Source organism: Variovorax sp. F042 (genome assembly GCF_057814215.1).
The window spans coordinates 28,170-51,854 of sequence record NZ_JBVASX010000022.1; the positions used below are offsets into that span (position 1 = coordinate 28,170).

The window sequence follows — 23,685 nt, forward strand, 5'->3', positions numbered from 1 at the left end:
TCAGTCGCCCTTGACTGCGCCGTCGGAAGAAGAGGTTGGCGCCGCGCCGCCGACCACCGCGCTGCCGATGCGCAGCTTGGCGATCTCCTGCAGGCCCGGGCCGTCGCGGTGGATCGACGTGTCGGCGGCATCGGGCCGCCACGTGAGGCTGATGGCGCCCGGTGCCACGCCGCGGTTGGCAAGGGCCGAGGTGACGGCAACGATGCGCTGGTCGGTGAGCTCGTCGCGCTTGCGGGCGTCCCAGTTCTCGGTGTCGCGCGCCACCAGCACGATGTCGGTCGAGCCCTTCTTGGCCAGGCCCGCGATCTGGTCGATCAGCGCAAGCGAGCTGCCGCCGAGCGTGGTCGCGCCGAAGTCGAAGGACACCTGCGTCGCCGTGCCCGTGAGGCGCGCGCCGCCCTGCCCCGCGGCATTGACGGCCACGCCGCTCTGCACCACGGGCGAAGTCACGGCTGCGCCGCCCACGGTGGCATCGCCCGGGTTGTCGACCTTGCGCAGGTCGGCCGCGGGCACGACAGGAATCTGCTCGCCGGCGCCCGGGCGCATCGTCATGCAAGGCCGGTGGTCGACCTGCGTGACGGCCGCCATGAGCCGCACCACTCCCTCTTCCAGCGCCGCGCGCACGCCCATCTGCACAGGCTCCTGGCCTTTGGCGCCGATGTCCACGTCGTACAGCTTGCTGCCGAAAAAGCGGAACACGTTCAGGCCCACTTCGTAGCCATTGAACTGCTTGGTGAGGCTCACCGTGCGCACCACCATCAGCGACTTGGTGTCGACGATGCGCAGGTCCACGCTCACCGACTGGCTGAAGGTGCGCGCCTTCACGCCCACCTGGTTCACCGCGAACTCCGCGCCGCCCGAGTTGATGTTGTAGTTGATCTCGGTGATGCCGCCAACGATGAAGTAATCAGACTTGTTGATCGTGCCGCCGAAGTACGGCAGCCACGGCACCGCCTGGCCGCCGTTGGGGCCGCCTACCTGGTGCGTGCGGCCGTCACCGAGCTGGCGGCGGTCGGCATACGCGAGCTCGCGCTCGGCGATCACCGGGTCGAAGCGCTCGGCGATGCTCACTGCGCCACCGAGCTTGCCGAGTGCCGAATACACCATCAGCGCGCCGCCCTGCGTGATCGCGTTGCCTTCGTTGATGCTGTACTTGCCGGTGTAGTCCTTCACGTCGCCCACGCCGATGACGATGGGCGGGCGCCGCGTGGCCGCGATGTGGTCGGCGTAGCAGGCGAGCACCGCCTCCATCGGCGTGATGTTGTCGCGCACCGAGGGGCCGAGCACCACGGGTGCCTCGTTGGGCGCAAAGCGTTGCTGCGGAGCGGAGACGCAACCGGCGAGCGCCACCGTGGCGATGGCTGCGAGAGCGAAGGTGCGGGTGATGGGGTATTGCATGTCGCGTGCCCCGTTCAATTGAGCACGCCGAACGCGCACGCCGAGCTGCCGCCGACGCTCGCGGTCTGCGCACCCGAGTTGCTCTGATTCGAGTTCAGAGCCTGGTTGGCCGCGCCCTGCACCTGCGTGCTGGTGCCGCCCACGATGGCCGAGCCGACCGCGCCGGAGTTGGCTTGCGTGGTGCCCACCGTCGCGCCGCCGAGGGTGCCTACCGCGGTGCGGCTGTCATTGCCCGAGGCATTCGAAGTCGCGCCCGAAGTGGAAGGCGAATTCGCGACCGTGCTGTTGTTGCCGTCGTTGCCCGTGGAGGTCGCGGAGACGTTGCAGTTGTACTGGCGACCGATGTTGTTGGTCGTGTTGTAGACCGGCGCCGAGTAGTAGCCGCTCTTCTGCTTGCGGATCATGTCCTGGATCGCGGCCTGGTTCACCTTGTCGGTGCTGGTCTGGAACTGCCATGCGGCGTTCTCGCCGACGTTGTTGGCGAGCGCAGCCAAAGGCGCACACACCAGTGCCATAAGAAATACGCGTTGCATGACGGTCCCTCTCTGGAAGACGCACTTGATGAACTCATAAGTGCTACGTTTCGGGAGGGGATGCTAGGGATCGACGGCCACGGCCGGTATCCCGGGAACCGGTAGGAGGTATCCCGGGAACCGGTAGAAATGAGGAGGGCAACCCAAGGGCTCGCGCAGGCCGCAGTGCTCGCAGGCGCGCACGCAGGTGTGCGCGTCAGCAGGTCAGGCTAGTCGCCGAACCAGAACAACAACCAGGCGGTGACAGAGCCGAGCGTCACCATCACGAGAGCGACCTGGCGACCCGCAGGAAGCGGCCGGCTCATCCATCGCTCGATGTTTTTCGACATCTTCGTCCCCCGTTCTTCTAGTGAGGACCGAAGCGTGAAGCGCTCGCCGAGTTCTGTCAAAGCAGAAGAAATGCTTCACCGACTTTCCCGACCGCAGCCGGCAGCGCGCCTTCGTGCTGCAGCAAATGCCGCTTGCGGAAGACGCCGCCGGCGTAGCCCTTGAGGTCTGCGTTCTTGCCGATCACACGGTGGCACGGCACGACGATGCTGATCGGATTCGACCCGTTGGCGGCACCGACATCGATGGCCGCGCGCGGATCGTCGAAGCCGAGCTGCCTCGCCAGTTCACCATAGCTGGTCGTGCGGCCTGCAGGAATGCGGCGAAGCGCCTCCCAGACCTGCTGCTGCAGCGCGTTGCCCAGCCTTGCAACGGGCAGCGTTTCGATGGCCCTGAGATCGCCGTCGAAGTAGCGGCCGAGGGCTTCGGCCACCGTTTGCGGCGCGGCGCCTTCGGTCAGCTCCACCTTGTCGTGAAGTTCCCGCAGGAGGCGATGCAGGCGGGCGCGATGGTCCGCGAAATCCAGCGCATGAATGGCACCGGCAGCGTCGGTGACCAGCAGAAGTTCGCCCATCGGCGAAGCCAGATGGCTCAGTTGCAGCTTCATGTTCGTGTCCTCACAAAAGAGAAGGCGGCAGGGCCGCGAACATTCACATGCTGCGCGTTCCCCGCCGCCTTCACTCGCCGTATCCGGACATCGATCTCCGGCTCACGCCGGCGCTGCCTTCCCGCTCAGGCGTGTGCCTTGATCGAATCCGCCAGCGTGTTCACCAGCGTGTCGATGTGCGACTTCTCCACGATGTACGGCGGCGCAATCACCAGCACGTCGCCCGCTGGCCGCACCAGCGCGCCCTTGTGGAAGCAGTCGAGGAAGATTTCATAGGCGCGCTTGCCCGGCGTGCCCGCGATGGGCGCAAGCTCCACCGCTGCGGCAAGGCCGAGGCTGCGGATGCTGATGACGTTGGGCAGGCCCTTGAAGGTGCTGTGGAAGGCATCGCCCAGCACCTTGCCCATTTCACCGGCGCGCGCGAACAGGTTTTCTTCCTTGAAGAGATCGAGCGTGGCAATGGCCGCTGCGCAGGCCACCGGGTGGCCCGAGTAGGTGTAGCCGTGGAAGAACTCGACCACGTGCTCGGGCGCGTCGGTCTTCATCATCGCGTCGTAGAGCTTGTCGCGGCAGATCACGCCGCCCAGCGGAATGACGCCGTTGGTCACGCACTTGGCGAAGTTCAGCATGTCGGGCACCACGCCGAAGTAATCGGACGCGAAGTTGGTGCCCATGCGGCCGAAGCCCGTGATGACCTCGTCGAAGATCAGCAGGATGCCGTGCTTGTCGCAGATCTCGCGCAGTCGCTTCAGGTAGCCCTTGGGCGGCAAGTACCAGCCGGCCGAACCGGCCACGGGCTCCACGATGATCGCGGCGATGTTGCTCGGGTCGTGCAGCGGCAGGATGCGGGTTTCGAGCTCGACCAGCGGGTCTTCGGCCCACACCGGCTCCTCGTTGTGGATGTAGGCGTGGTTCACCGGGTCATGGATGAAGCGCATGTGGTCCACGCGCGGCAAAAAGGCCGAGCCGAACACCTTGCGGTTGCCCGGAATGCCGCCCACCGACATGCCGCCGAAGCCCACGCCGTGGTAGCCCTTCTCGCGGCCGATGAACACGTTGCGGTGGCCTTCGCCGCGCGCGCGGTGATAGGCCAGAGCCACCTTCATCGAAGTGTCGGCAGCTTCGGAGCCCGAGTTGCAGAACAGCACCTTGTTGAGGTCACCGGGCGCAAGCGAGGCGATCATCTCGGCCGCCTTGAAGGCCTTGTCGTTGCTGACCTGGAAGGCGGTGGCGTAGTCGAGCGTGTCGAGCTGCTTCTTGATCGCCTCGTTGATGGGCTTGCGGTTATGGCCCGCACCCACGCACCACAGCGACGAGATGCCGTCGATCACCTTCTTGCCGTCGTGCGTGGTGAACTCCATGCCGTCGGCCGCGACGAACACCCGCGGGTCTTTCTTGAAGTGACGGTTGGGGGTGAAGGGCAACCACTGGTTGTCCATGTTGAAGTCCTGGAAGGCCATGCGTGTCTCCTGCGGTTATGTGGTCGAGGAAAATCGCGATTCTGGCACCCCTGCGACAATCACGCCCTGATGACGACCTCTACGCCTACCTCGCCCGCCTACATCCTGAACCTCTCCTGCCCCGACCGGACGGGCATCGTGCACGCCGTGTCGGGCTTCCTGCTCGAGCGCGGCGCCAACATCGAAGAGGCCGCCCAGTACAACGACCACGACACGGGTCTTTTCTTCATGCGGGTGCGCTTCGCCTGCGGCGACCACAGCGAAGCCACGCTGCGCGAAGAGCTGAAGACCTTCGCCGCCGGCTTCGGCATGACGCTGCAACTGCACGCCGCCGCCGAGCCGATGAAGACGGTCATCCTCGTCAGCAAGGAAGGCCACTGCCTCAACGACCTGCTGTTCCGCTGGAAGAGCGGCCTGCTCGCCATCGACGTGCGCGCCATCATCTCGAACCACCGCGACTTCTACCAGCTGGCCGCCAGCTACAACGTGCCCTTCCACCACATCCCGATGACGGCCGCGACCAAGGCACAGGCCGAGGCGAAGGAGCTTGAAATCATCGAGGCCGAAGGCGCCGAACTCGTGGTGCTCGCGCGCTACATGCAGATCCTGAGCGACAACCTGTGCCGCAACCTGGCCGGCCGCGCGATCAACATCCACCACTCGTTCCTGCCCAGCTTCAAGGGCGCCAAGCCCTACTACCAGGCACACGACCGCGGCGTGAAGCTGATCGGTGCCACCGCCCACTACGTGACGGCCGACCTCGACGAAGGCCCGATCATCGAGCAGGACGTGGCCCGCGCCGACCACACCGACACCGTGGAAGACCTCACGGCCCGCGGCCGCGACACCGAGAGCCAGGTGCTGGCGCGTGCGGTGAAGTGGCACAGCGAGCACCGGGTGCTGCTGAACGGGCACCGCACGGTGGTGTTCCGCTAGGCCTCCGAAAAAAGCATGCCTCCGCTTGGGAGGCATGCTTCCCGCTCAGCGTCAGTTGCGATTCGGGTTGTTCGGCCGACGGTCGTAGCGGTTCGGCACGCCATCGCCGTCACGGTCCCAGCGGCCTGCGTTGTACTGCCAGCGTCCGCCTTCCTCGCGCCACTCCGGCGCACGGTAGGCATAGCCCGGACGGGCACGCACCCAGACGCCGCGGGTCCATACATGGCGCCCACCGCGCCATTCATAGTGCCCCGGCGCCCACACATAGCCGCGGCGCGGCGGGGGCACGCGTTCGGAGCGCGGAGGGGGCGGCGCCACCTGTATGACCACGGGTTGCGCCTGCGCGACCGTGGGAACAGTCAATGCGCCCACCGACAGAAGCGATGCAGCGCCGACGGAAAGAGCCAATGCGAGTTTTTTCATGAAGGACTCCTCATGAGTTGTTGGAGGAGCCTTCATGCTGCCCAGTCCATGTGAACCGCCTGTAAGCAATGCACGGAGTCTTGTGTAAAGCTGTGACTCGCCTTTGAGCGCCTTCGAGCGCCCCGGCGAGCGCTCACTCCTGCAATTCGCGCAGATCGATGGCCGTGGCCATCGCCGCATGGCCGGCCTTGTTGGGGTGCAGGTGGTCGCCCGAATCGAACAGCGGATTCAGCGCCTTCGGGTCCGCAGGGTCGCGCAATGCCGCATCGAAATCGACGACGCCGTCGATGTCCTGCTGACCGCGGATCCAGCGGTTGACGGCTTCGCGCATGGCTTCGTTGCCCTCGCTCCAGTAAGGCGTGTTCCTGAATGGCGGCACGGTGCCGAGCAGCACCTTCACGCCCTTGGCGCGGGCCTGCTTGACCAGTTGCTCCAACCCCTCGGTGATGCGCTCGGCCGTCGGCATGTCGCGCGGCTTCAGCTCGGCGCCCGGCACCTTGGCGAACAGGGTGCGGCCGATGTCATTGGTACCCATAAGGATGATCGCGTGCGTCACGCTGCTCTGCCGCAGCGCATCGAGCTCGAACCGGGAGAGGCCGCTGGGCCCCAGTCCGTTGGCCAGCAGGCGATTGCCGCCAATACCGGCATTGAGCACCGCAACGTCTTGCCCTTCGCGCTGCGTATCACGCAAGCGAGTGGCCAACATGTCGGGGTAGGCCCCGAAGTTGCCCTCCGAGGTGCCCATCGTGATCGAGTCGCCGAAGGCCACGACGGTGCGCACGGACTTGGTGGTGAGCACGTCGAGCCCGGTCACGATCTGGTTCAGCACCAGTGGCGAGGGGTTCTTCAGCTTCGGTGCCATCACTGCGTTGCCGGGCGCTACCCATGTCGCGCCCGGCTCCAGCATGGAGACAGTGGCAAACGGCGTGGTGCGGTCGAAGAAGGCGCTCACGACCACCGTTTGGCCCGCCTGCACCGGCAGGTCGATGCCATCGCTCCAGGCGTCCGCGCCGGGCGCAACGGTCATGGTGGTGCGGCCGCCGAAGCGCAGCACGCGGAGCGTGGCCGGCGAGAACGCATCGGCGCCGGTGCCGCGTGCCGCGCTTGCGGCGGCAATGCGCAGCGGTGTCTTGCCGAAGCGGTTCGAGAAGCGGATGCGGATGCGCTCGCCGTCGAGCGACAGTTCAACCTTCTGGCGCAGTGTCTGCCCGCGCAGGTCATTGCCGGCAGGCGACGAATAGTTTGCACCGCCGGGGGCTGCGGCCATCTCCGTGAAATCGACCGGCGCCACGGCCCAGCTCGCAACCCAATGCGCCTCGGCGGGCTGCCGTGGATGGTCGTCGGGCGTCACAGCCTGCACGCCGACGGCCAGCACTGCGAGGCAAAGGGCTGCCACCCAGTGCGCGACGGTCACGTCGCGCAGGCGCTCTGCCCAAATGGAAACCAGTTTCATGCGCGCAAAGCGTCGCAGTGTACGGAGCCACTGTTCCCCCGCGCGTGACGAGGTCTAAGGCCGGGTTACCAAGTGTCTACGTAGGGAGCAGCAACGCTCGAGCCCTTCGTGGCAGAAGACAAGCCACGCACCAACCAGGTGCGCGTCTCGGCCGGATCGATCACCGCGTCGATTTCCAGCGTCTGCGCCATGTGGATCGCTTCGCCGTTCGCATACTGCTGCGCGACGAGTTTCTTGAACAGCGCATCGCGCTCCGCACCCTCGGGTGCAGCGGCCAGTTCCTTGCGAAAACCCAACCGCACAGCACCCTCCAGCCCCATCGCGCCGAATTCGCCGGTGGGCCAGGCCACGGTGAAAACCGGCGCGTCGAAGCCGCCCGCAGTCATCGCCTGCGCGCCCAGTCCGTAGCCCTTGCGAAGCACCACGGCGAAGAACGGCACGCGCAGATGCGAAGCCACCATGAACATGCGGCACACATGACGCACCTGTGCCTGCGCCTCGATTTCGGGCCCGACCATGAAGCCGGGCGTGTCGCACAACGAAACAATTGGAAGGCCGTGCGCATTGCAAAGCTGCATGAATCGCGCGGATTTGTCGGCCGCTTCCACATCGATCGCGCCGCCAAGGTGATGCGGGTTGTTGGCCATCAGCCCAACCGGCCGGCCCTCGATGCGCGCAAGCGCAGTGACGATGCCCGCGCCGAAACCCGCGCGCAGTTCGAGCAGCGAGCCTGTGTCGGCCACGCCGCGCATCGCGGCGCGCACGTCGTACACGCGCAGGCGGTTTTCGGGCACCACATGGCGCAGCGCGCGCGGGTCGGCGCATTGCCAGTCGGTGGTCGCGCCCTGGAAGTACGACAGGTATTGCTTGGCTGCAGCGACGGCTGCGGCTTCGTCTTCCACCAGGATGTCGATCACGCCGTTGCGCGACTGCACGCTGCTGGGCCCGATCTGCTCGGGCGCGAAGGTGCCGAGCCCGCCGCCCTCGATCATCGCGGGGCCGCTCATGCCGATGTTGCAGCCCTTGGTGGCGATGATCACGTCGGCGCACCCCAGCAGCGCCGCATTGCCCGCGAAGCAGCGCCCATGCACGATGCCCACCACGGGCACCTTGCCCGACAGCGCCGCGAACTGGCTGAAGGTGTGGTTGTTCAGGCCCGCGACGATCGGCATGTCCGTATCGCCGGGACGACCACCGCCGCCCTCGGCGAACAGCACGACAGGCAGCTTGAGCTGATGCGCCACCGCCAGCAGGCGGTCGGTCTTGTGGTGATTGCGCATGCCCTGCGTACCGGCCAGCACGGTGTAGTCGTAGGCCAGCACGGCGCAGCGCGACACCTCGGGGCCGAACTGCTTTGCGTTGATGCTGCCCAGGCCCGTGACCATGCCGTCCGCGGGCGTGTTGGCGATCAGGTCTTCGAGCGTGCGTCGCCGCGTCTGCGCGGCGATGGCGAGCGCGCCGTATTCGATGAAGTTGCCGGGGTCGGCTGCGGTGTCGCACAGGTCGGCGATGTTCTCGCGCGCGGTGCGGCCGCCTTGTGCGTGCCGCTTGTCGACGGCGGCCTTGCGATTCGCATCGAGCGTGGGCGCGTGGCGGTCGATGACCTTCTGCAGGTCAGGGCGGATCGCGTCCAAGTCGTGCTCGGCGCGCGCCTCGACCTCGACGGCCTGCGCATCGACGGCTTCCAGCTGCAGCAGCGACTGGCCTTCGACCAGGTAGTCGCCGGGCTCGGCCAGCAGCGCGACCACGCGGCCGGCTACCGGTGCGTGCAGCAGGTGTTCCATCTTCATGGCCTCGAGCACGCCGAGTTGCGCGCCAGCGGGCAGCACGTCGCCGACGGCAACTTCGAACTGCACGAGGCGGGCTGGCATCGGGGCCTTGACGGTCAGCTCGTCGGAGTCGCCATCGGTGACAACGGCTTGTGCTGCGGGCACTGCCACCGTCTTCTTTGAATGCTTTTCAAGCGCTGCCGCAACCGCCAGCAGATCGCCCAGATGCGCCTCCACGAAACGCGTATGCACCGCCTGCGTCGCAAACTCGGGCCGCGCCGCGATGGCGCGCAGCAGCGACAGGTTCGTGGCGATGCCGTCGATATGGCATTCGTCCAGCGCGCGCAGCGATCGGCGCAGTGCGTCTTCGAAACGCGGCGACGGCGAATGCACGATGAGCTTGGCGAGCAGCGTGTCGTAGTGCGGAGAGGGCGCAAGGCCCGTGTAGCCGTGCGTGTCCACGCGCACGCCGGGGCCTGCCGGCAGGTCGAAGCGCGCGAGCGTGCCGCCCGAAGGCCGCGCGTTGCCTTGCGCATCGAGCGTCTCCGCGTTGATGCGCCACTGCACCGCGAAGCCGCGCTGCGGTGCGGTGCGATCGGGTTCAACACCAAGTTCGTCCAGCGACTGCCCCGCTGCCACGGCGATCTGCAACTGCACGAGATCCAGCCCCGTCACTGCCTCCGTCACCGTGTGCTCGACCTGCAGGCGTGGGTTGGCCTCGATGAAGACGAAGGGCAGCGTCGTCGATGCCGCATCGACCAGAAATTCGAAGGTGCCGAGGCCGCGATAGCCCACCGTCTTCGCCATGCGCAGCGCAGCCTGCGTGACCTGCGCGCGCAAGGCCTCAGGCAGCGAAGGGCTCGGCGCGATCTCCACCAGCTTCTGAAAGCGCCGCTGCAGCGTGCACTCACGCTCGCCGAGGCTGGCCACGGCGAGGCCGTCGCCCAGCACCTGCACTTCGATGTGCCGCGCATTGCGCATCAGCCGCTCGACATACACGCCCTCGATGCCGAATGCGGCCTTGGCTTCGGACATGCAGCGCACATGCGCCTCGGGCAGTTCTTCAGCGTTCAGCACCGCGCGCATGCCGCGCCCGCCACCGCCGCCGATGGCCTTGACCATCACGCCCGCGCCCTGCGCATGCTGCTCGGCGAAGAAGGCCTGCGCCTGTGCGAGCGTCACTGCGCCGGCGCTACCAGGCATCACGGGCACGTCGCATTGCGTGGCCAGTGCGCGTGCGCGGGCCTTGTCGCCGAACAGGCCGAGCTGCTCCGGCGTGGGGCCGATGAAGACAAGGCCGGCGTCCGCGCAGGCCTGTGCGAAATCGGCACGCTCACTGAGAAAGCCATAGCCGGGGTGCACCGCATCGCAGCCCTGCGCCTTGGCCACCGCGATGAGCGCCGCGACATCGAGGTACGCCGAAGGCCCGGTCGCATCGAGCGCGACTGCTGTGTCGGCCAGCTGCACATGCAGCGCTGCCGTGTCGTCGCGCGCATGCACTGCCACGCTGGCAATGCCCAGGTCGCGCAGCGCGCGCACCAGACGCACGGCGATCTCGCCGCGGTTGGCAATCAGAACTTTGGAGAACAGCAAACGGAACCTCTCAGCTTTTGTCTTTGAGCAAGCGGCGCAGCACCTTGCCCGCGCCGGTCGTCGGCAATGCGTCAATGAAACTCACGGCGCGCGGCGCCTTGTAGCTCGCCATGTTGTCGCGCGCCCAGGCGATGAGGGCGTCGGCATCGAGCCCGGCACCTGGCTTGCGCACGATGAATGCCTTCACGACCTCGCCCTTCTCTGCATCGGGCTGCGCGATGACGGCCGCCTGCGCCACTGCCGGGTGCTTGATGAGGATGGTTTCGACCTCTTCGGGGAACACGCTGTAGCCCGAGACCTTGATCATTTCCTTGAAGCGGCCGATGAAGGTGAGATAGCCATCGGCATCGAGCTTGCCCATGTCGCCGGTGTGCACCCAGCCGTTGCGCAGCGTGGCAGCAGTGGCTTCGGGCTTGTTCCAGTAGCCCTTGAAGGTGCCTGGGCTGGTGAGCACGATCTCGCCGACTTCGCCCACCGGCATGTCGGCCTGCGCGTCCGTGTCGATGATGCGGATGGTCACGCCCGGCACCGCGATGCCCTGCGTGCCCCAGCGCGGCGCATGGTGCGGCGTGTAGGTGTCGCAGGTGTGGGTTTCGCTCAGTCCGTAGGCCGCCTCGAACGAAGTGCAGTTCGGTGCGTGCGTGCGCCATTGCCGCGCCAGCGGCTCGGTGAAGGTGATGCCGAAGCTCGTGACAGGATTCATCTTCAGGCTGCGCAGGTCGAAGCTGTCGATGTCGCTTACCTGCATGCAGGCCACGTTCATCGGCGCGATGCTGTACCACCAGCTCACCTTGTAGGCGGCAATGGCCTGCAGCACGGCGCGCGGGTCGAAGCGGTGCAAGAGCACCGATGCCGCACCGGTCAGCACCGGCACGTTGACACCCATCAGCATGCCCGCGATGTGATACAGCGGCGCGATGGACAGCAGCACGTCGCCCGGCCCCACGCCGTTGCAGTCGGCCGCGGCGCGCGTCTTGAAGAGCGCGTTGCCGTAGCTCAGCATCGCGCCCTTGGGCAGGCCCGTGGTGCCCGATGTGTAGGTCATGAGCGCCACGTCGTCCATGTCGATGACCACGGGCTGCGGCTTGGCGTTGCCGCGCATCACGGCCAGGAAGTCTTCGCAGTCTTCGGGCACGCTGCGTTCGGCCTTGCGCTCTGCGGCCAGTTCGGCCGGCAGGTCGAGCGACGACGGGTCGGGCAGCAGGTCGGCGTAGTGCACCACGAACACGTGTTCGAGCGCACTCTCCGGCTGCACCTTGCGCACCACCGGCAGCAGCGGCGCGGCCGCGACGATCACTCGCGCCTTCAGGTCGTTGACCTGGTAGGCCAGCTCGTGCTCCTTGTTGAGCGGGCCGCTCGGGCAGACGATGGCACCGATCTTCTGGATGCCGAAGTGCGCGACCAGGTACTGCGGACAGTTGTTGAGAAAGAGCACCACGGGCTCGCCCTTCTTCACGCCCAGCGCCTGCAGGCGCGCCGCGAAGGCGTCGCTGGCGCGGTCGAGTTCGGCCCAGCTCATCGCATGGCCGTACCAGAGGCAGGCGGTGCTGCCGCCACGCTCGCGTGCGTGGGTGCGCAGGTACTCGTGCAGCGGCTGCTGCGGGCGGTCGGGCAATGTCTCCATGGCGTCACTTTCTCAGGGTTATCGATAGCCGCCTGCACCGGGCAGGCGCTTGCCAATGGTGCATGGTGCACGAACAATCCTACCCATGGGTATAACTTCCGCGACACGGCACAAACCCTCTGGAGACCAGAGCGACACGACGGCGCAGCCGCATCTGCCCCAGGGCACTGGCCGCCAGCGCGCGGCCACGCAGGGCACCGACCTGCAGCGCGAGCGCATCCTGCAGGCGGCCGCGCAGCTCTTTGCGGCGCAGGGCTACGCCAACACGACCATGGCGCAGATCGTGCGCGCGCTGGGCGTGACCAAGCCCTTCGTGTACTACTACTTCCGCGACAAGCAGGAGATCTTCGAGACGCTGTCGTGGCGCCCGGCGGTCGACTGCTTCACCGCGCTCGACTTCGCGGCCACCGACCCGCGCCGCGCGAGCGAGAAGGTGCTCGAAGGCATCGAGCGGTTGATTCGCGCAACCATCACGCACCACCCCGTCGCCTTCTTCCCGTATCGCGAGCCGCAGGTGTACCGGCCGGAGTACATCGCGGCGCAGAAGAAGCTGGCGCACCACTTCTACGACCTGCTGTGCCCGCTGCTCGAAGAAGCGCGGCGCGACGGCGACCTCGACTTTGCGGAAACCAAGATCACCGCGCTCGCGGCCTGCAGCCTGCCCGGCTTCCTGTACAGCTGGTACCGCCCGGGTGGACGCCTGTCGCCCGACGAGGTGGTTGCCGAGCTCACGAAGCTCGCGAGCCGCGTGATCGGGCTGCAAGCGAAGAACTGACAAGACAACCACCCCGGAGACAAACCATGAAGTTCAAGAAGGCGCCATTGGCGCGGATCGCCCTTGCCTGCCTGCTGGCCGCTGCCGGCGCCGCGCACGCGCAAGCACAGCAGACCTACAAGATCGCCTACATCGATCCGCTCTCCGGCCCCTTTGCCAACGTCGGCGAGCTGATGCTGATGCACACGCAGTACGCCATCGAGGACATCAACGCCAAGGGCGGCGTGCTCGGCGGCACGAAGCTGCAGCTGCTGCAGTTCGACAGCAAGCTCTCGGCGCAGGAGAGCCAGAGCGCGCTGCAGGCGGCCATCGATCAGGGTGCGAAGGCGATCGTCACGGGCGGTTCGGGCTCGTCGGTGGTCACGGCGCTGGTGCAATCGGTGGCGCGCTGGAACCAGCGCAACCCGGGCAAGGAGCTGATCGTGCTGAATCACTCTTCCATCGACCCCGAGATGACGGGCAAGGGCTGCAGCTTCTGGCACTTCCAGACCGAGGCCAACACGGCGATGAAGATGAAGGCGCTGGCCAACTACATCAAGAAGACGCCGGATGTGAAGAAGGTCTACCTGCTGAACCAGGACTACGCGCACGGCAAGCAGTGGGCCAGCTACGGCCGCCAGCTGGTGGGCCTGGCGCGGCCCGACATCCAGTTCGTGGGCGAGGCGCTGCACCCCATCGGCCGCGTGAAGGACTTCGCGCCCTACATCGCCAACGTGAAGCAGAGCGGGGCCGACTCGGTCATCACCGGCAACTGGGGCCAGGACATGACGCTGCTGCTGAAGGCGGCGGGCGACGCGGGCTACAACCTGCGCTACTTCAACCACAGTGCGGGCTCGGTGCCGGGCACGGTCACTGCGGTGTCGCAGGCGAAGCTGGGGCAGTTGACCTGGGTGGCCGAATGGCACCCTGGCGAGGCCGACACGCCGAAGGTCGACGCTCTGGCCAAGGCCTACAAGGCCAAGACGGGCAAGGACTTTCTCGCGCCGCGCATCGACATGACGCCGCGCCTGCTGGCCGCGGCCATCAACAAGGCCGGCAGCGCCGACACCATCAAGGTGGCGCGGGCGCTCGAAGACCTGACGTTCGACTCTGTGGTGGGGCCGGTGCGCATGCGTGCCGAAGACCACCAGTTGTTGCTGCCGCAGGTGGTCAACACCATCGTGCCGGTGGACGGCAAGACCGTGAAGACGGGCTGGGAAGGTACTAACTACGGCTTTCGTACTGACGCGGTCTATACCGGGAACGAGCTGGCGCAGGGGACTGAGTGCAGGATGGTTCGGCCCTGACTCTCTGAGTTCCGGGGTGCGTGCGAATGACACCGGGTACTCCCCTTCGCGAATGTCCCCCGTCGGCGTGATCGCGCCCTGAATGAACTCCCCTGCCTAAGGGAAACCCCGTCCTGCCTGCCCCCCATGCCGTCGGGATACTCCGGTTGTTACATCCCGGATATCCGAAGCGGGTCCATTCCAAAGGCACAACAACCCATGGCAGGCAAAAACTCGCTCTACCCGATCCCGCATCCGGCGAAGAAACCCTTCGTCGGGAACCTGCTGTCGATCGGGTCCGACTCTCCCGTGCTCGACATGTGGAAGATCGCGCAAGACCTCGGCGGCATCTATTGGTTGGACATGCCGGGCATGCCGGTGATCGTGGTGTCGTCGCCCGCGCTGGTCGACGAGCTCTGCGAGGAGCCGCGCTTCGACAAGAGCACGCGCGGTGCATTGCGCCGGCTGCGGGCAGCCTCGCACGGGCTCTTCACCTCCGATACGCACGAGGAGACCTGGTCGAAGCCGCACAACATCCTGTTGGCCAACTTCAGCCAGCGCGCGATGCAGGCCTATCACCCGATGATGCTGGACATCGCGGGCCAGCTGGTCACCAAGTGGGAGCGCCTGAACTTCGACGAAGAGGTGGACGTGGTGCGCGACATGACAGCGCTCACGCTCGACACCATCGGCCTGTGCGGCTTCGGCTATCGCTTCAACTCGTTCTACCGCGAGGGCTTTCATCCCTTCGTCGACGCGATGGTGCGCACGCTGGAGACGGTGCAGAACCGCCGCGGCCTGCCGCTCGAAGAGCTGATGCTGAAGAAGGAGCTGGCCCAGCAGCGCAAGGACATCCGCTACATGCACAAGATGGTGGAAGACATCATCGAGGAGCGACGCACGAGCGGAGCCGACATCGCCACCAAGCCCGACCTGCTGAGCTACATGATCGCGGGCGTGGACAAGAAAAGCGGCGAGCAGCTCACCGACAAGATGATCCGCGACGAGTGCATCGAATTTCTCATCGCGGGGCATGAAACCACCAGCGGCCTGCTGTCCTTTGCCATCTACTTCCTGCTGAACAACCCCGAGGCCATGGCCAAGGCGCAGGCAGAGGTCGACAACGTGTTCGGCCCCGACACCACGCAGAAGCCCACTTACGCGCAGGTCAACCGCCTGCAGTACGTGATGCAGGTGCTGAAAGAGTCGCTGCGCCTGTACCCGACCGCGCCCGCGATCTCGATGCGCGCCAAGGAAGACACGAAGATCGGCGGCCAGTACACGATCAAGAAGAACAACATGATCATCATGCATGCGCTGGCGCTGCATCGTGACAAGGGCATCTGGGGCGAGGATGCCGATCAGTTCAACCCCGACAACTTCACGCGCGAAGCCGAGCGCGAGCGGCCAGTGAACGCATTCAAGCCCTTCGGCAATGGGCAGCGCGCCTGCATCGGGCGGCAGTTCGCCCTGCAGGAGGCGGTGCTCACGCTGGGCATGATCCTGCAGCGCTTCAACCTCGTGGACCACACGGGCTACAAGCTGAAGATCAAGGAAGCGCTGACGATCAAGCCGGAGAACTTCAAGATCAAGGCGCTGCTGCGCGACCCGGCCACGCGTCCGCGCGGCAACATGACCGACGCGGCCGCAGCCCCCGTGCAGCCCGTGCAAGCTGCCGCGCGCAAACCCCAGGCTGCACGCCATGGCACCTCGCTGCTGGTGCTGCAGGGTTCCAACCTCGGCACTGCCGAAGACCTTGCGCGCCAACTCGCCGAGGCCGGCGAGATGCGCGGCTTCTCCACGCAGCTGGCCTCGCTCGACGACTATGCCGAGCGGCTGCCGGCCAACGGCGCGGTGGCCATCGTCTGCGCCTCGTACAACGGCGTAGCACCTGACAACGCGGCCGAGTTCCATCGCTGGCTCGACAAGGCCGACGATTCGCTCAACGGCGTGCGCTTCAGCGTGTTCGGCTGCGGCAACACCGACTGGGCCGCCACCTACCAGGCCGTGCCGCGCCGCATCGACGAACGGCTCGAAGCGCTCGGCGCCACGCGCGTGCATTCGCGCGGCGAAGGCGATGCGCGCGAGGACATGGACGGCGCCTTCCAGGACTGGAGCGACGCGCTCTGGCCCGAGCTGGTGAAGGCCTTCGACATCAAGACCGGCGCCGACACGCCCGTGCAGAGCGAACCGCTCTACACGCTCGAAGAACTGCCGCCGCCGCAGAAGAACGCGATCGTCGATGCGCTGGGCGCAGTGGCGCTGCGAGTGATCGAGAACCGCGAGTTGCAAAGCGGAGGCAACGGGGAAGCCGGCCGCTCCACCCGCCACGTCGAGCTGATGCTGCCCGAGGGCCTGATCTACCGCGCCGGCGACCACCTGAGCGTGGTGCCGCGCAACAGCCCGGCGCAGGTCGAACGCGCGATGGCACGCTTCGGCTTCGACCGCACGGCCCATGTGCGCCTGCATGCAGGCGCGGGCCGCAAGGCAGCGCTGCCGGTGGAGCAGGTGATCGCGGTCGACCGCCTGCTGGGCGACTACGTCGAGCTGCAGGACGTGGCCACGCGCAAGCAGATCGCCACGCTCGCGGCATATACCGAGTGCCCGTTCACCAAGCCCAGGCTCGCGGCGCTGTCGGGCAGCGACGAGGCTTCGCAGGCGGCATACAAGGCCGACGTGCTCCACAAGCGCAAATCGCTGCTCGACCTGCTGGAAGAGCACCGCGCCTGCCAGGTGCCGTTCGCGGTGTTTCTCGAAATGCTGTCGCCGCTGTCGCCGCGCTACTACTCGATCTCTTCGTCGCCGACGATGACACCGGGCAAGTGCAGCGTGACGGTGGGTGTGGTGAGCGGCCCGGCCAAGTCGGGCATCGGCACCTTCGAGGGCGTGTGCTCCAACTTCCTGGCGCGCGCGGAGGCCGGCGACACGGTGCACGGCGTGGTGCGCGAAACCACGGCCGAGGGCTTCCGGCTACCGGACGATGCGAGCCGGCCGATCATCATGGTCGGCCCCGGCACTGGCCTCGCGCCGTTCCGTGGCTTCCTGCAGGAGCGCGCGGCACAGGTCGAGGCGGGCAATGCGCTCGGTGAGGCGCTGCTGTTCTTCGGCTGCCGCCATCCCGAGCAGGACTTCATCTATGCCGACGAACTCCAGGCCTGGGCGCACCGCGGCGTGATGAAGCTGCACACCGCGTTCTCGCGCGCGGGCGAGCGCAAGGTCTATGTGCAGGACCTGATCCGCGAGCAGGCGGCCGAAGTGTGGAAGCTTCTTGAAGCGGGCGCAGTGGTTTATGTGTGCGGCGACGGCTCGCGCATGGAGCCCGACGTGCGCCGCACGCTGAGCGACCTTGCGCGCGAGCATGGGCAAGACAGCACGGCGTGGATGGACAAGATGATTGCCGACCAGCGCTACGTGCTGGACGTGTGGGCCGGCAGCTGAAAGGAAGACTGCGCAGGCCTCGTCAGGCCTCCAGTGCCGACGCGTGGTCCTCGAAGGTGCCGCGAACGTGCCAGCCGTCCGGGGTCAGCGCCATCACCTTGTCCGAGAGGCCGTGCGGCCCCGCCTCGGCCTTGACCTCGGCGGCAGCTGAACACATGAGGCCCAGCATGGTCTCGGCCGTGATCGACTTCCCCCGGGCCTCGAAGCTCGCCCCGCTGTCCATGAAGTAGATGACGCTGCGGCTCGGCACCACGGCTATCAACTCGCCCTTGAACCCTTGTGACAACTGCTCCCAGAGGTCAGGCAGCAGCAGCATGCAGGCCTCGAAGCCGTCGCCCGTCACCAGCGCCTTGTACATGACGAGGTCCTGCGTATCGAGGTTGTGCGCCACCTGCCGGAGCATGTTGTCGATCGCCAGTTCGTACAGCGACTGCGGGTCGAGCCCCGTTTCCTCCATGCCCTCCTGGGTCAGTGTGACGAACTGCGTGGGCGTGTCGACCGCGAAGGTCATCAGCAGGTCGGATTCGCCGGCGAAGGGATAGGCCACGGGCGTCTGCGCCTCGCGGTTGCCGCCCCGCGCCTCGATCTGGTCGAGCATCGGCTGCACGGCTTCGAGGAAGTCGATGTGCTTGATGCGGGGATAGACGGGCGGCAGGTCGGGGTACATGGCGCCGCTATTGTTTTGGGCGGGGCCGCTGCGGCACAAGTGACGGAAGTCATGGTCGCGCGAGCCGGCTTTGCAAAACGCCCGCCCGGTCCCACCAGATTGTTGGGGCGATAGCAATCTATCGTGCTACTGGCGTTTCAGGCTCGAATTGCTACGATTTGCTTCGTCAGTCAGAACACCAGGGAGATTTCATGCCAATAGGCACCGCGCAGCTTGCGCGTGTTCTCACCGCTTCCTCGTCTGCAATGCCTGCGTTCGGCAACGAGCCGGCACTGGAGCCCATCGCGATTGAAGGCGAAGAGGGTTTGAGCCGTCTTTTTCGCTATACCCTGACCCTCGCCACCCCCGAACAGCAGGGCTACAACGAGCGTCAGGCGGCCAATGTCGCCATCAAGCAGTTGATCGGCGAGACGCTCACCACGCACATCGTTCTGGATGGCAGGCCCGGCTCAGGTCCGGAGCAGCGCCACATCTCAGGGCTGGTCACGCGCGTGCGCTTCCTGCGGCTGGAAAATCGCCGCGCGCTGTACGAAGCCGTCGTCGAGCCTTGGCTCACTCTGGCAACGCGCACGAGCGACTACCGCATCTTCCAGAACGAAGACGTGCTGGGCATCGTCAAGACTGTTCTCGGCAAGTACGGCTTGCCCTTCGAGATACGGGCCACGCGAAGCTATCCGGCTCGTGAGTTCCAGGTCCAGTACGGGGAAACCGACTACGACTTCATTGCCCGGCTGCTGCACGAGTGGGGCCTGTACTACTGCTTCGTGCACGAAGAAAACAACCACAAGCTGGTGATCGTGGACGACATGGCCTCTCACCAGCCCTTCGCGCACGCGGGCTATCAGACCATTCCTTTCCATGCCGCCGACGCGACCGCACGCGAAGAACGCTGCGACCGCTTCAATGCGCATGAGGAATTGCAAAGCGGCCGCTGGGTCACCGACGACTTCGACTTCAAGCGCCCCAAGGCCGAGTTGCAGCAAGTCAGTGCCATGCCGCGCAAGACCGCGCAAAACACATGGGAGCACTACAGATGGCCGGGCGACTACGTCGTCGAATCCGAAGGCGAGCAATTGGTGCGCACGCGCATGGAGGAGGTCGGCAGTCAGGGCGAGCGTGCCAGCGGCTCGGGCAACCTGCGTGCGGTGGTGCCGGGCTGTCTGCTCACGCTGGAGCGCCATCCTCAGAACGAAGCGAATCGGCAGTACCTCGTGACGAACACACACCTGCGACTGCAGGACGTGGGCGATGCAAGCTCGCAGCAGGAGTTCGAATGCCGGGTGGACTTCGAGGTCATCCCGACGAGCAAGGTTTTTCGTGCGCCAGTGCCGCCGGAGCCAAGGCCGCGCACCACAGGTCCGCAGACCGCCATCGTCACGGGCCCGGCGGGCCGCGAGATCTGGACCGACGAATACGGCCGCGTGAAACTGAGCTTTCACTGGAACCGCTATTGCACCAAGGACGAGAACAGTTCGTGCTGGATTCGTGTTTCCTCGCCTTGGGCAGGTACCAACTTCGGCGGCATCCAGATCCCGCGCATCGGGCAAGAGGTGATCGTCGACTTCGAGAATGGCGACCCCGACCGGCCTATCGTGACGGGCCGCGTCTACAACGCCGACAACATGCCGCCGTGGAGCTTGCCCGACAACGCCACGCAGAGCGGCCTGCTCACACGCAGCTCCGAGGGCGGCAGCGGTGCCAACGCCAATGCCTTGCGCTTCGAGGACAGGAAAGGCCAGGAACAGGTGTGGCTGCACGCCGAGCGCAACCAGGACATCGAGGTCGAGCATGACGAAACCCACTCGGTGGGCCGCGACCGCAGCAAGAAAGTGGGCCGCAACCAGATGGCCACGATCGGCATGGCCTACATGCACAACGTGGGCCTCGCCAAGATGGTGAATATCGGCCTGGCCTACTCCTTCAACGTCGGCATGCTGCGCAACACCGTCGTCGGCATGATGGACAACACCATGGTCGGCAAGACCCAGACCACCAAGGTCGGCGAGAAGTACCTGCTGTCCGTGGGCGGAGACAAGGGTAGCCACATCGAGATGGACGGCAAGACCATCTCGTTGCGGGTGGGCGCGTCGGTGGTGCAGCTCAAGGCCGACGGCTCGATTGCCGTCACGGGCAAGAAGATCAATATCACGGCGCAAGGCGACGACGTGACCGTCAACGGCGAGCACATCTGGCTCAACCCCATGGGCGGTGGCGCCGCTCTGCAACCCAACGCGGTGCCGACCCCACCGCCGGCCGAGCCGCCGGGCAGCCCGCTGGCGAGCCTGGGCGCACTGATGAGCGGCAACCCCGCCGACCTGCTTGGCAAGGCGGGGCAGCTCGCCTCGATCGCCCAGCAGGTGGCCGGGGGCGGCGGTGGAGGCGGCGAAGCTGCAGGCCATGCGACACAAGTGCTCGGCACTGTCTCGGCCGCGGTCTCCGCCGGCGTCGGAATGCTGGCGGCGGACAAGGGCAACGCCCATGGCTGAGCCCGCGCCGCCGATCCCCGCGCCGCGCCTGAGGCAATTGCGCAACGGCACCCCCTTTCCACACTTCCAGTTCGACAAGATGGGCAAGGGGCGGCGCTTCCACGACGTGGTGGTGGTGTGCGCGAGCTTCGTGCTCGCGCCCGGCCGGCTCGAACCGGCGGCGTTTCATCGCGGCCCGGTCTTCGCCGACGAGCCCTGGGATGCCGCGCACGCCACGCTGTCGAGCTTGCGCATGGCGACCGACGTGCTGCTGCTCAAGCCCGACGCCGATGTCTACGTGACGGGCACCGCGCACGCCCTCGACTGGACGCCAAGGCGCGATTGGCGCGCGGAGCTGCAGGTGCACAGGCACCATGACGCACCGCTGCTGCACAAGGCGCTGCGTCTGACCGGGCCGCGCCACTGGGACTGGCAGCCGGACGCCGCGCAGCGCAGCCTGTCCGACGCGCAGCCCACGCTCGCCGTGCCGCTGCGCTACGAGCTCGCCTACGGCGGATGGGGATTCGACCAGGGCGACGACGAATCGGCCCCGCCCCGCACCCACTCGGCCAACCCCTGCGGCACCGGATGGTTCGGTAGCGCAGCCCGCGAGGATCATCCCGGGGCGCGCCATGCCGCCGGACAGCCGTTCCCCGGCCCGCAGATCGAGCACACCGATGCACCGCTGCAGCACGCCAACCACAAGGACGCCCAGCCCGTCGGCTTCGGGCCGGTCGCGCGCTTCTGGCAGCCGCGTGTCGCGCTGGCGGGAACCTACGACGACGCCTGGCGCGAACGCCACGCTGGACAGCCCTACATGGACTACGCCGACGATTTCGACGAACGCTTCTTCCAGTACGCCCCCGCCGACCAGGTCGTGGCCGGTGGCCTGCGGGGCGACGAATCCCTTCGCATGAGCGGCTTCTTCGCCTCGACGCCCTGCACCGAGACCCAGCTCCCGCACCTGTGGATCGAGGCGCTGTGCAGGAACGGGGACGGCATCGAGCGCAGCGAAGCCATGAAGCTCGACACCGTGCACATCGACCTCGACGAGATGCTCGTGCACCTGACCTGGCGGCTCACGCTCGACCAGGCGCTCGACACGGTGGCGGTCGACCTCTTCGAGCGGCCAATCACCGAAGCCATCGCGGCCGGTGGCGCCGCGCGTCAAGGGATACCGGCATGAGCGCCGAAAAGCACATCGCAGATGCGGAGTCGCGGTTCATGGTGGTCAACGTGGCGCCGGACTTCTGCATCGTCGGCAACCAGGTCGTTCCCTTCGACATCGTGTCGATCCTTCCGCCCGAGAAAGCGGCCTACTCGCACACCGTGTTCGCGCGCAGCGAGAAGGTGCTGATGGTCGACAGCATCGTCAAGGGCGTGGCGGGCAACGCGGGCAGCGGCGTGCGCTCGGGGGTCTCGCTCGGCGCGGGCAACGTGAAGATCATCTCCGGCTCGCAGACGGTCTTCGTCGAGAGCCGCCCCGTGGCCCGCCACGGCGATCTCTGCGAGATGAACGGGGCCGCCTGATGAGCTCGATTCCCGACGACAAGAAGACGCTGGGGCAGGTGCTGTCCACGTCTTCCTCGTCGTCGCCCTCTTCCTCCTTCTCGCCCCCCTCTTTCAACAGCAACGGCACGCTCGGCAGGGTGCTGACCTTCGAGGTGCCCAAGGGGCCGATGGTGCGGCGCCGGCCCGGCATCTGCAGCGAGCGGTACGAGCGGGAAAAGGCAGACTTCGAAAAGATACCGTGGTACGAGCGGATGTGGATCGGCACTGGTCGCGACGCGCGCCTTGAGCCCACGGATGCGCTGCAGGCCGCGAAGACATTTCAGCAGGCATGCGAAAAGATGCCAGATGAAATCCCCAAGTCGGCGCTGGACGACAAGCTCCAGCAGCTGAACGACCACTACACCGGCAAGAACCCCTTGCCGCCCGAACAGTCCTTGGAGCTCAAGAGAAGAGTCTCTTTCCTGCAGGACGTCTATACGCCGGGGCCACGCTGGGAGAACGGGCTTTCCGGCAGCGAAAGTGCCTGGCTGAGTGCGCAGAACCTGCGCTTCGGCAACACGCTGGGCATCGCCTTGCTGGGTCCGATCTTCGGCGCCCCCGGTGCGGCCACGCGTGTACTCGGAGGAAGCGAGGAGCAAGTAGCGGCGGCCAATCAAGTCGGCGCGGCCGCATTCGACATGGCCGCTGCGCATGTGGGTCTTGGCGGAAAGAAGAATGCCCCCGAGCCTCTGCCAAGACCCGGGGAGAACGCTCGCGGCGCCCCCCTCGAACCGGTCGGCCGGCCCGTCGGAGGAAAGTCTTCGACGCAGAATCCGCCACCGGAGCCCCCGGCACAAGGCACTGTCGTTCGACGCCTCCCGCCTCCCCCTCCAGCACCACCGCCAAGGCCTACGGTTCAGTACGACAAGAAACAACTACAGGCCAAGTACAAGCACGCCAAGGACTTCGGCGTGAACGATCCTTGGGGCAAGAATGCGGCCGCAAACTATCAATCAGCCTTGGAAGCGCACGTGCAGGATCCGGGCACACAGATGTTCAACGGAACGTATCGTGGCGACCCTGTCATCCACTACCTCAATCCCTCCACGGGCCTGAATGTCATGACGGATACTTCTCACAACTTTCTTTCCGGGTGGCGGCTCAATCCGGCCCAGATCAACAACGTCCAAACACGAGGCAGCCTGTGACGAACGACAAGTACGACTTCGACAAGGAAGTGAACATCACTCTGCCTCAAGCCAAGATGGCCATCCTGATGGAAATCTGTACCAAGATTGCCCAGTTTGGTCTCTCGCCGGAAGAAGAGCATGTCCTGAGAGAGATCGAATCCGCAGCCGAGTCAGAAATCGATTTCATCTTCGACCCGGACTACAAATCGGTGATGGAGAGCATCAGGAGAAAGCTCAGAGCCGAGCTTGACCTTTAGGCGTAGCCGCTCGG

Annotated in this window: 18 protein-coding genes; 9 read left to right on the forward strand and 9 right to left on the reverse strand. The window is 66.2% G+C overall.

Annotation, left to right across the window (positions count from 1 at the left end; all coding sequences use genetic code 11):
* The 4 genes from ACZYSP_RS34355 to aptA form a co-directional block, all read right to left on the reverse strand.
* Positions 1 to 1,398 carry a CsgG/HfaB family protein gene (locus ACZYSP_RS34355; protein WP_489019034.1) on the reverse strand — a complete coding sequence of 466 codons (1,398 nt, stop codon included), beginning with the start codon at positions 1,396 to 1,398 and terminating at the stop codon, positions 1 to 3.
* Positions 1,399 to 1,412: 14 nt separating this feature from the next.
* A complete protein-coding gene (locus ACZYSP_RS34360; RefSeq protein WP_256216883.1) occupies positions 1,413 to 1,931 on the reverse strand; it encodes a hypothetical protein in 519 nt (172 codons plus the stop codon).
* 385 nt (positions 1,932 to 2,316) lie between these two features.
* Positions 2,317 to 2,865 (reverse strand): methylated-DNA--[protein]-cysteine S-methyltransferase, encoded by a 549-nt coding sequence (locus ACZYSP_RS34365; protein ID WP_354339399.1) that lies wholly within the window; start codon positions 2,863 to 2,865, stop codon positions 2,317 to 2,319.
* Between the two features lie 125 nt (positions 2,866 to 2,990).
* On the reverse strand, positions 2,991 to 4,325 hold the full coding sequence (gene aptA / locus ACZYSP_RS34370) for an omega-aminotransferase AptA (protein ID WP_093057655.1): 1,335 nt from the start codon (positions 4,323 to 4,325) through the stop codon (positions 2,991 to 2,993).
* 69 nt (positions 4,326 to 4,394) lie between these two features.
* Between aptA and purU the strand changes: the two genes are divergently transcribed.
* A complete protein-coding gene (gene purU / locus ACZYSP_RS34375) occupies positions 4,395 to 5,261 on the forward strand; it encodes a formyltetrahydrofolate deformylase (protein ID WP_093057656.1) in 867 nt (288 codons plus the stop codon).
* Between the two features lie 51 nt (positions 5,262 to 5,312).
* On the opposite strand, the gene ACZYSP_RS34380 is transcribed toward purU, so the two are convergent.
* From ACZYSP_RS34380 to ACZYSP_RS34395, 4 genes are all read right to left on the reverse strand, one after another.
* Complete coding sequence (locus ACZYSP_RS34380; protein WP_354339398.1) at positions 5,313 to 5,684, reverse strand: YXWGXW repeat-containing protein; 372 nt, start codon at positions 5,682 to 5,684, stop codon at positions 5,313 to 5,315.
* 133 nt (positions 5,685 to 5,817) lie between these two features.
* Entirely contained in the window at positions 5,818 to 7,137 is a 1,320-nt protein-coding gene (locus ACZYSP_RS34385) for an SGNH/GDSL hydrolase family protein (RefSeq protein ID WP_354339396.1), read from the reverse strand.
* A gap of 65 nt (positions 7,138 to 7,202) precedes the next feature.
* Positions 7,203 to 10,496: a carboxyl transferase domain-containing protein gene (locus tag ACZYSP_RS34390; RefSeq protein ID WP_093079089.1), complete on the reverse strand. Its 3,294-nt coding sequence runs from the start codon at positions 10,494 to 10,496 to the stop codon at positions 7,203 to 7,205.
* Positions 10,497 to 10,509: 13 nt separating this feature from the next.
* Positions 10,510 to 12,123 (reverse strand): AMP-binding protein, encoded by a 1,614-nt coding sequence (locus tag ACZYSP_RS34395; RefSeq protein WP_489019038.1) that lies wholly within the window; start codon positions 12,121 to 12,123, stop codon positions 10,510 to 10,512.
* A gap of 85 nt (positions 12,124 to 12,208) precedes the next feature.
* On the opposite strand from ACZYSP_RS34395, the gene ACZYSP_RS34400 reads away from it, so the two are divergent.
* The 3 genes from ACZYSP_RS34400 (at position 12,209) to ACZYSP_RS34410 (ending at position 17,601) form a co-directional block, all read left to right on the forward strand.
* Positions 12,209 to 12,898, forward strand: coding sequence for a TetR/AcrR family transcriptional regulator (locus ACZYSP_RS34400; protein WP_093078947.1), 690 nt, complete (start codon positions 12,209 to 12,211; stop codon positions 12,896 to 12,898).
* A 26-nt stretch (positions 12,899 to 12,924) separates the two neighbouring features.
* Complete coding sequence (locus tag ACZYSP_RS34405; protein ID WP_093078949.1) at positions 12,925 to 14,184, forward strand: branched-chain amino acid ABC transporter substrate-binding protein; 1,260 nt, start codon at positions 12,925 to 12,927, stop codon at positions 14,182 to 14,184.
* Positions 14,185 to 14,382: 198 nt separating this feature from the next.
* Positions 14,383 to 17,601: a bifunctional cytochrome P450/NADPH--P450 reductase gene (locus ACZYSP_RS34410; protein WP_489019041.1), complete on the forward strand. Its 3,219-nt coding sequence runs from the start codon at positions 14,383 to 14,385 to the stop codon at positions 17,599 to 17,601.
* 22 nt (positions 17,602 to 17,623) lie between these two features.
* Here the strand turns inward: ACZYSP_RS34410 and ACZYSP_RS34415 are convergent, their stop codons facing one another.
* Complete coding sequence (locus ACZYSP_RS34415; RefSeq protein WP_354339389.1) at positions 17,624 to 18,268, reverse strand: DUF1444 domain-containing protein; 645 nt, start codon at positions 18,266 to 18,268, stop codon at positions 17,624 to 17,626.
* A gap of 191 nt (positions 18,269 to 18,459) precedes the next feature.
* On the opposite strand from ACZYSP_RS34415, the gene ACZYSP_RS34420 reads away from it, so the two are divergent.
* The 5 genes from ACZYSP_RS34420 to ACZYSP_RS34440 are packed head-to-tail and all read left to right on the forward strand — an operon-like array spanning position 18,460 to position 23,671.
* Complete coding sequence (locus ACZYSP_RS34420; protein WP_489019043.1) at positions 18,460 to 20,754, forward strand: type VI secretion system Vgr family protein; 2,295 nt, start codon at positions 18,460 to 18,462, stop codon at positions 20,752 to 20,754.
* Positions 20,747 to 21,919 (forward strand): DUF2169 family type VI secretion system accessory protein, encoded by a 1,173-nt coding sequence (locus ACZYSP_RS34425; RefSeq protein WP_177192831.1) that lies wholly within the window; start codon positions 20,747 to 20,749, stop codon positions 21,917 to 21,919. Before ACZYSP_RS34420 ends, ACZYSP_RS34425 begins: the two co-directional genes overlap by 8 nt.
* The gene (locus ACZYSP_RS34430) at positions 21,916 to 22,263 is read left to right on the forward strand and encodes a PAAR-like domain-containing protein (protein ID WP_093078957.1); all 348 of its coding nucleotides are present in this window, start codon (positions 21,916 to 21,918) and stop codon (positions 22,261 to 22,263) included. The genes ACZYSP_RS34425 and ACZYSP_RS34430 overlap by 4 nt, the downstream gene beginning before the upstream one ends.
* Positions 22,263 to 23,432 (forward strand): colicin D domain-containing protein, encoded by a 1,170-nt coding sequence (locus tag ACZYSP_RS34435; protein ID WP_218137524.1) that lies wholly within the window; start codon positions 22,263 to 22,265, stop codon positions 23,430 to 23,432. Before ACZYSP_RS34430 ends, ACZYSP_RS34435 begins: the two co-directional genes overlap by 1 nt.
* Positions 23,429 to 23,671: a hypothetical protein gene (locus tag ACZYSP_RS34440; RefSeq protein WP_093078958.1), complete on the forward strand. Its 243-nt coding sequence runs from the start codon at positions 23,429 to 23,431 to the stop codon at positions 23,669 to 23,671. The genes ACZYSP_RS34435 and ACZYSP_RS34440 overlap by 4 nt, the downstream gene beginning before the upstream one ends.
* The last annotated feature ends 14 nt before the right edge of the window (positions 23,672 to 23,685 follow it).

Excerpts from the sequence above, each read along its gene's own strand:
- ACZYSP_RS34425 (WP_177192831.1), top strand. The coding sequence starts at position 20,747 with ATGGCTGAGCCCGCGCCGCCGATCCCCGCGCCGCGCCTGAGGCAATTG.
- ACZYSP_RS34420 (WP_489019043.1), top strand. The coding sequence starts at position 18,460 with ATGCCAATAGGCACCGCGCAGCTTGCGCGTGTTCTCACCGCTTCCTCG.
- ACZYSP_RS34435 (WP_218137524.1), top strand. The coding sequence starts at position 22,263 with ATGAGCTCGATTCCCGACGACAAGAAGACGCTGGGGCAGGTGCTGTCC.
- ACZYSP_RS34405 (WP_093078949.1), top strand. The coding sequence starts at position 12,925 with ATGAAGTTCAAGAAGGCGCCATTGGCGCGGATCGCCCTTGCCTGCCTG.
- purU (WP_093057656.1), top strand. The coding sequence starts at position 4,395 with ATGACGACCTCTACGCCTACCTCGCCCGCCTACATCCTGAACCTCTCC.
- ACZYSP_RS34430 (WP_093078957.1), top strand. The coding sequence starts at position 21,916 with ATGAGCGCCGAAAAGCACATCGCAGATGCGGAGTCGCGGTTCATGGTG.
- ACZYSP_RS34415 (WP_354339389.1), bottom strand. The coding sequence starts at position 18,268 with ATGTACCCCGACCTGCCGCCCGTCTATCCCCGCATCAAGCACATCGAC.
- ACZYSP_RS34360 (WP_256216883.1), bottom strand. The coding sequence starts at position 1,931 with ATGCAACGCGTATTTCTTATGGCACTGGTGTGTGCGCCTTTGGCTGCG.
- ACZYSP_RS34400 (WP_093078947.1), top strand. The coding sequence starts at position 12,209 with ATGGGTATAACTTCCGCGACACGGCACAAACCCTCTGGAGACCAGAGC.
- ACZYSP_RS34385 (WP_354339396.1), bottom strand. The coding sequence starts at position 7,137 with ATGAAACTGGTTTCCATTTGGGCAGAGCGCCTGCGCGACGTGACCGTC.
- ACZYSP_RS34355 (WP_489019034.1), bottom strand. The coding sequence starts at position 1,398 with ATGCAATACCCCATCACCCGCACCTTCGCTCTCGCAGCCATCGCCACG.
- ACZYSP_RS34380 (WP_354339398.1), bottom strand. The coding sequence starts at position 5,684 with ATGAAAAAACTCGCATTGGCTCTTTCCGTCGGCGCTGCATCGCTTCTG.
- aptA (WP_093057655.1), bottom strand. The coding sequence starts at position 4,325 with ATGGCCTTCCAGGACTTCAACATGGACAACCAGTGGTTGCCCTTCACC.
- ACZYSP_RS34410 (WP_489019041.1), top strand. The coding sequence starts at position 14,383 with ATGGCAGGCAAAAACTCGCTCTACCCGATCCCGCATCCGGCGAAGAAA.
- ACZYSP_RS34395 (WP_489019038.1), bottom strand. The coding sequence starts at position 12,123 with ATGGAGACATTGCCCGACCGCCCGCAGCAGCCGCTGCACGAGTACCTG.
- ACZYSP_RS34365 (WP_354339399.1), bottom strand. The coding sequence starts at position 2,865 with ATGAAGCTGCAACTGAGCCATCTGGCTTCGCCGATGGGCGAACTTCTG.